Raw genomic sequence first — 5,655 nt, forward strand, 5'->3', positions numbered from 1 at the left:
GAACACCAGGCATCGCCGAGCCTATGGCCCGGCTTTCCAAGGCCGCATCGTCTGTCACCGCGACATCCGCTGGCTGGCCTGTGCTGCTCCCGGCCAATGTCGGCAGCAGATCGTCACTCGCGGCAAGCGCATCGGCAAGCTGCTCGGCCCGCTCGGCATCGCCGAGCGCCACCAGCACCGTCAGCCGGTGGGCTGACGGTTCCGGTCGTGCGATCACTTGTGCCGCGCTGCTTGCCATCAATCCTCTCAGCTCAGCGGCTTCTCGCCGATGGTGATCGAAACGTCGCGCTCAGCGCCGCCGCTCGAAACACCAAGCGTCACGGTGGTACCCGCGCTGTCCGGCCCGAGCTTGCGGATCAGCTCGCGCGGGCCATGCACTGCTTCGCCGTTCCAGGCGACGACGATGTCGCCGACATGCAGGCCGGCGGCCTTGGCCGGGCCGTTGTCGTCCAGGCTCATGACCATGGCGCCTTTGGTGTCGCCGTTGCGGATCGGATGCAGCCCGGCGCCGAGGTAGCCGCGCGCGACATGACCCTTCTCGCGCAGCGTGGCAATCGCGCGCTCGATCGTCTCGTAAGGCATGACCAGCGCCCGCCGGCGCGGTCCGAACAACAGCATGCCGATCAGCCCGCCCCTGGCGTCGAGCACCGGACCGCCCTCGAAGCGACCGCCGGTGTTGATGGCGAGGTTGATACGCTGGTCGATCGTGCCGCCGCGCATCGAGCGCCACGCCGGCCCGACCTCGCCGACCGTGCCGAACACGGCAAGCGCTGCGCCATCACTGTTGCCCACGGCGATCGCCAGATTGCCGGGACGCACCGCATCGGCCTGCGCCAATTGCGGCAAACCGGCAGCGCCGGAAGCGGGCTTCAGCAGCGCAACGCCCGTCGACGGATCGCGGCCGGCCAGCTCTGCCTTCACGGTTTCGCCGGAGGCCAGCGTCAATTCGATCTCCTCGCCGGCTTCGACCACTTCCTCGGCGGTGACGAAATAGCCGTCGCGCCAGTGGAAGGCGCTGGCGGTGCGGTGGTGATGCGTGACGAAACTCGCCAGCGCGGGCGCAGCTGTGGCCGCGACATCGGCAATCGCGTCGGAAAAGGCACTGAGGTTGAAATCGCTCATAAGACTGTCTCCTGGGTTCGGTGACCCAGATATCGCTCGCTAGCGCAGCCGCGGGTACTCGCCTGACGGCTAGTCGGCCGGCGGACTGGCCATGTGGTCAGGTCGCGGCGCCCCTGGCTGCTCCGCACATATAGTCATCATTCTACGAGGGAACACGCCCATGGCTTTCGCAGCCGAAAAACTTCCATCCGATGACAGTTTGCTCGACGCCTACTCGGCATCCGTGGCTGACGCTGTCGACCGTATCGGTCCGGCCGTGTGCCGCATCGAGCGCATTGGCGCCGGCGGTCACGGCTCCGGCTTCGTCATCGCGCAGGATGGCCTGGTCGTCACCAACTTCCATGTCGTCGGCGACGCGCGCGCCGTGCGCGTCACCATGCCGGATGGCGCCTCGCGCGAAGGCCACGTGCTTGGCCGCGATCCCGACACCGACATCGCGCTGGTGCGCGCCGACGGCAGTTTCGCCGATGTCGCGCCGCTCGGCGACTCCAAGCGCCTGCGCCGCGGCCAGATCGCGATCGCGATCGGCAATCCGCTCGGCTTCGAATGGACCGTCACCGCCGGCGTCGTCTCCGCGCTCGGCCGCTCGATGCGCGCCTCGACCGGCCGGCTGATCGACGACGTCATCCAGACCGATGCCGCGCTCAATCCCGGCAATTCCGGGGGGCCGCTGGTGTCGTCGGCGGGCGAGGTGATCGGCGTCAACACCGCCATGATCCACGGCGCACAAGGCATCGCCTTCGCTGTCGCCTCCAACACCGCCAATTTCGTCATCTCCGAAATCATCCGCTTCGGCCGCGTGCGCCGCGCCTTCATTGGCGTCTCTGCCGACACGACCAACCTGCCGCGCCGGGTGGCCCTGTTGTCGCAAGTCACCACGAACACGGCGGTGCGCCTGCGCAGCGTCGAGAAGAACGGCCCCGCCGCCAAGGCCGGCCTGAAGGAAGGCGACATCATCGCGGCAATAGACGGCCGGCCGGTCACCGGCGTCGACGACCTCGTGCGCATGCTCGACGCCGAGCGCATCGGCCGCGAGACGCTCTGCACTGTCGTGCGCCGCACCGGCGTCAGCCAGGTGGCGGTGACGCCGGTAGCGCGGACGAGCTAAGCCTCGCTGGCTTAGCTTCCCGCCATCCCCTCGGCATATTGCGCCAAGAATTCCTCGCTTGGCGGGATCGGCTTGATGACGTCGATCAGCACGCCGTTGGGGTCCCTGGTGATGAAGTGCCGCTGGCCGAACGGCTCGTCACGCAAGCTGCGCAGGATCGGCAGGCCGGCGGCGATGGCGCGCTCATAGACGGAGTCGGGATCGCGCACCTCGAAATTGATCAGCAGGCCTGACGTTCGTCCGCGCCCCTCCTGCGGGATCGTCTCATGATCCCCTTGCACGATGCCAAGATTGACGCGTCTATCCTCCGCCGACTGCAGATGCACATACCAGTCGCTTTTGAAGAGCGGCTTGAAGCGGAAATGCTCGACATAAAAAGCCGCCGTGCCTTCGACATCGTCCGTCATCAGCACCGGATAATAGCTGGTCGTCTTCATCTTTCCTTCTCCTCTCACCCAACATACAGTCTGTATGTAAATGCAAATAACATACAGGCTGCATGTATGCAACAAGAGTCCGGACGCCGCTCCAACCACGACCGCACCGAGGCGACGCGCGCCGATCTGATCCGCGCGGCGCGAAAGCTGTTCACGGAAAAATCCTATGCCGAGACCGGCACGCCGGAGATCGTTGCCGAAGCCGGCGTGACGCGCGGGGCGCTCTATCATCATTTCGCCGACAAGCAGGCCCTGTTCGCCGCGGTCGTCGAACAGGAAGCAGCGACCGTGGCCGCCGAGATCGATCATGCCTCGCCGCCGTCGCCCTCCGCGCGCGAAGCCTTGATCGCCGGATCGGATGCCTATCTCAAGGCAATGCGGGTGCCCGGCCGCACGCGGCTTCTGCTGCTCGACGGGCCGGCCGTGCTCGGCCGCGCAGCCATGGACGAGATCGACAACCGCCACGGCAACCGCTCGCTGCGCGAAGGCCTGGTCGCCGCGATGCGGGCGCAGGCGATGACCAGATTGCCAGCCGAGGCGCTGACCGCCCTGCTCGCCGCCGCCTTCGACCGGGCGGTTCTGGCCATCGAGGTCGGCGCGCCCGCCGAGGACTATCGCGCGGTGCTGATCGACCTCATGGACGGCTTGACTCCGGTCCGTCCTCCGTCCACAGGCCTGGCTCCATCTCGTTGAAGCAGCCGAGTTGCCGCCTGAACTCGTCGATCAGCCAGGTCGCCGCCGGCTTGGGGCTGCGGTCATTGCGGTGCATGGCATACATCGGCGAGCGGACTTCGCGGTAAGGCTCGAGATCGAGCTCGACCAGCCTGCCGCTGGCAAGGTCGTCGGCGATCAGCCAGCGCGGCAGGCCACCCCAGCCGAGACCTTCGCGCATCAGCGCATGCTTGGTGCGCATATCGGTCAGCCGCCAGGTGCGATAGGCAAAGACACCATAGTCTCGCCCGCGCGTCCGCTCCGACTGGTCGGTGACGACAAGCTGGATGTGCTCGCGCAGGTCCTCGACACCGACCGGCTTCGGCAGTTTGGCCAATGGATGGTCGGGCGCCGCCGCAGGCACCAGGGAGGTGAAGCCGATGCGCAGCAGATTGACGTCGGCATCGCCTTGCAGGCCGCCGAAGCCGAGATCCACCTGGCCGTTAACGACCTGGTCGACGATCAGGCCGAGCGAGCCGATATAAAGCCGCAGCATGACCGCCGGGAACTGCGCCTCAAAGGCCTTGAGCACGCGCACCAGCGCCGGCGAAGGCAGCGTCACGTCGACCGATATCGCCACTTCCGCTTCCAGCCCTTGCCGGTAGCCGTCGGCGCGCGAGCGGATGCGCTGCAGCACGCCGATCATGCGCCGTGCATCCTCCAGCATCGCCTTGCCGACTTCGGTCAGCTGCGGCTCGCGCACGCCTTCGCGCTCGAACAGCTTCAGCCCAAGCTGCGCTTCGAGATTGGCGATGCCGTAGCTCACCACCGACTGCGCCCGGTTGAGCTTGCGCCCTGCTGCCGAGAAGCTGCCGGTATCGGCGACTGCCACCAGAATCTGGAGCTGGTCCAATGTCGGGTTCGGCTGCATGGCAACGCCATCCATTTTGTTGATGGATTGTATACATATTATACCAGTTATCCTGATGGAGCAGCAATCCCATATTGGCGTGGAAAGTTTCAATCCAACCCCAAGGGGACACCGCCATGTCTATTCTTCTCGTCACCTCCAGCCCGCGCGGCGCCGCTTCGCACTCGACCCGCGTCGCCACCGATCTCGCCCGGAAGCTTGTTGCCGCCGATCCGTCCAACACGCTTGTCGTGCGCGATCTCGTCGCCAATCCGCTGCCACATATCGACCCCGACTACGCCACCGGCATCTACACGCCGGCCGAAGCGCGCACGCCGCGCCAGGCCGAAGTCGTCGGCGTTTCCGACGCCGTGCTCGATGAGGTCTTCGCCGCCGACACGATCATCCTCGCCACCGGCTTCATCAACTTCAACATCTCCTCGACGTTGAAGTCCTGGGTCGACCACGTCGCCCGCTCCGGCAAGACCTTCGCTTACGGCGAGAACGGTCCGAAGGGCCTCGTCGCCGGCAAGAAGGTCTACATCGTGCTCGCTTCCGGCGGCATCTATTCGGAAGGCGCCGCGGTGCAGATGGACCATGCCGTCCCGTATCTGCGCAGCGTGCTCGGCTTCCTCGGCATGACCGACGTTGAAGTGATCCGCGTCGAGGGCGTCGGCATGGGTGCCGATGCCGTGACCGCCGCGCTCGCCAAGGCCACCGCCAAGGTCGACGCGATCGCCGCCGCCAACGCCAACCAGGCCGCCGCGGCTGCCTGATCACCTATGCTGGAGATGAAAGAGGCAGGCGCCCGCCAGCGCCTGCCTCTTTCTGCATTTCGCCGGTAGCCGGCCACCCTACAGCGGCGGCAGCACCACGGCCGGATGGCGGTCCTCGCGCAAGATCAGCCCAAGGCTGTAATCCAGCGCCAGCTTCATGGCGCCGAGCGCAGTTCCGACATCTTCCAGCGTGCTGACCGCGATTGGCGTCGGCCAGGCCAATTCGCCGGCCACCCGCTCGACCTCCGCCGTCATCAACGCGTTGCGGCCGACGCCGCCGCCAAGCACGATCAGGCCCGGGTCGAGCATGCCGATGCAGCCGGCCGCGAGCCGGCCGATATCGGCGGCATGGCGCGAGACAGCCTCGGCGGCCGGCCGCGACCCCGCCAGTGCCAGCGCGAACAATTCCTTGGCCGAATTCGGCGGGGTCCCCTCTTCCGCCGGCCAGGTCTGTCGGCTGCGCTCGACAAGCGCCCGCGAGCCGAGATAGTGCTCAAGCCCCTCGCGAAAAGGCACTTCGCTGGCCGACCACGGAAACGGCATGCGGCCGACTTCGCCGGCAGCGCCGCCGGCGCCGCGATAAAGCCGGCCTTCATTGATCAGGCCCAGGCCGACGCGAACGCCGACCTGCAGGAAGGCAAAGGTCTCGTG

Annotated in this window: 8 protein-coding genes; 4 read left to right on the forward strand and 4 right to left on the reverse strand. The window is 66.7% G+C overall.

What is annotated here, in order from left to right:
• Positions 1 to 196 (forward strand): hypothetical protein (locus EOA24_RS41805; RefSeq protein ID WP_189354207.1); only part of this gene is annotated, 196 nt, incomplete at its 5' end.
• 50 nt (positions 197 to 246) lie between these two features.
• Here EOA24_RS41805 and EOA24_RS25450 read toward each other — a convergent pair.
• Entirely contained in the window at positions 247 to 1,122 is an 876-nt protein-coding gene (locus EOA24_RS25450) for a S1C family serine protease (protein ID WP_126081774.1), read from the reverse strand.
• 160 nt (positions 1,123 to 1,282) lie between these two features.
• Between EOA24_RS25450 and EOA24_RS25455 the strand changes: the two genes are divergently transcribed.
• On the forward strand, positions 1,283 to 2,230 hold the full coding sequence (locus EOA24_RS25455; RefSeq protein ID WP_126081773.1) for a trypsin-like peptidase domain-containing protein: 948 nt from the start codon (positions 1,283 to 1,285) through the stop codon (positions 2,228 to 2,230).
• An 11-nt stretch (positions 2,231 to 2,241) separates the two neighbouring features.
• On the opposite strand, the gene EOA24_RS25460 is transcribed toward EOA24_RS25455, so the two are convergent.
• Entirely contained in the window at positions 2,242 to 2,667 is a 426-nt protein-coding gene (locus EOA24_RS25460; RefSeq protein WP_126081772.1) for a VOC family protein, read from the reverse strand.
• A gap of 66 nt (positions 2,668 to 2,733) precedes the next feature.
• On the opposite strand from EOA24_RS25460, the gene EOA24_RS25465 reads away from it, so the two are divergent.
• The gene (locus tag EOA24_RS25465) at positions 2,734 to 3,360 is read left to right on the forward strand and encodes a TetR/AcrR family transcriptional regulator (protein ID WP_127410178.1); all 627 of its coding nucleotides are present in this window, start codon (positions 2,734 to 2,736) and stop codon (positions 3,358 to 3,360) included.
• Here EOA24_RS25465 and EOA24_RS25470 read toward each other — a convergent pair.
• Positions 3,302 to 4,249, reverse strand: coding sequence for a LysR family transcriptional regulator (locus EOA24_RS25470; RefSeq protein ID WP_127410179.1), 948 nt, complete (start codon positions 4,247 to 4,249; stop codon positions 3,302 to 3,304). The genes EOA24_RS25465 and EOA24_RS25470 overlap by 59 nt on opposite strands.
• Before the next feature lie 116 nt (positions 4,250 to 4,365).
• On the opposite strand from EOA24_RS25470, the gene EOA24_RS25475 reads away from it, so the two are divergent.
• The gene (locus EOA24_RS25475) at positions 4,366 to 5,004 is read left to right on the forward strand and encodes an FMN-dependent NADH-azoreductase (RefSeq protein ID WP_126081769.1); all 639 of its coding nucleotides are present in this window, start codon (positions 4,366 to 4,368) and stop codon (positions 5,002 to 5,004) included.
• Between the two features lie 78 nt (positions 5,005 to 5,082).
• Here the strand turns inward: EOA24_RS25475 and EOA24_RS25480 are convergent.
• Positions 5,083 to 5,655: ROK family protein (locus EOA24_RS25480; RefSeq protein ID WP_133374605.1), on the reverse strand; the 573-nt coding region annotated here is incomplete at its 5' end.

It is taken from the genome of Mesorhizobium sp. M2A.F.Ca.ET.039.01.1.1 (genome assembly GCF_003998035.1).
In the GTDB taxonomy this organism is placed as follows: Bacteria; Pseudomonadota; Alphaproteobacteria; order Rhizobiales; family Rhizobiaceae; genus Mesorhizobium.

Bases quoted from the DNA above. Each gene is read 5' to 3' on its own strand.
- EOA24_RS25450 (WP_126081774.1), bottom strand. From the start codon at position 1,122: ATGAGCGATTTCAACCTCAGTGCCTTTTCCGACGCGATTGCCGATGTC.
- EOA24_RS25455 (WP_126081773.1), top strand. From the start codon at position 1,283: ATGGCTTTCGCAGCCGAAAAACTTCCATCCGATGACAGTTTGCTCGAC.
- EOA24_RS25460 (WP_126081772.1), bottom strand. From the start codon at position 2,667: ATGAAGACGACCAGCTATTATCCGGTGCTGATGACGGACGATGTCGAA.
- EOA24_RS25465 (WP_127410178.1), top strand. From the start codon at position 2,734: ATGCAACAAGAGTCCGGACGCCGCTCCAACCACGACCGCACCGAGGCG.
- EOA24_RS25470 (WP_127410179.1), bottom strand. From the start codon at position 4,249: ATGCAGCCGAACCCGACATTGGACCAGCTCCAGATTCTGGTGGCAGTC.
- EOA24_RS25475 (WP_126081769.1), top strand. From the start codon at position 4,366: ATGTCTATTCTTCTCGTCACCTCCAGCCCGCGCGGCGCCGCTTCGCAC.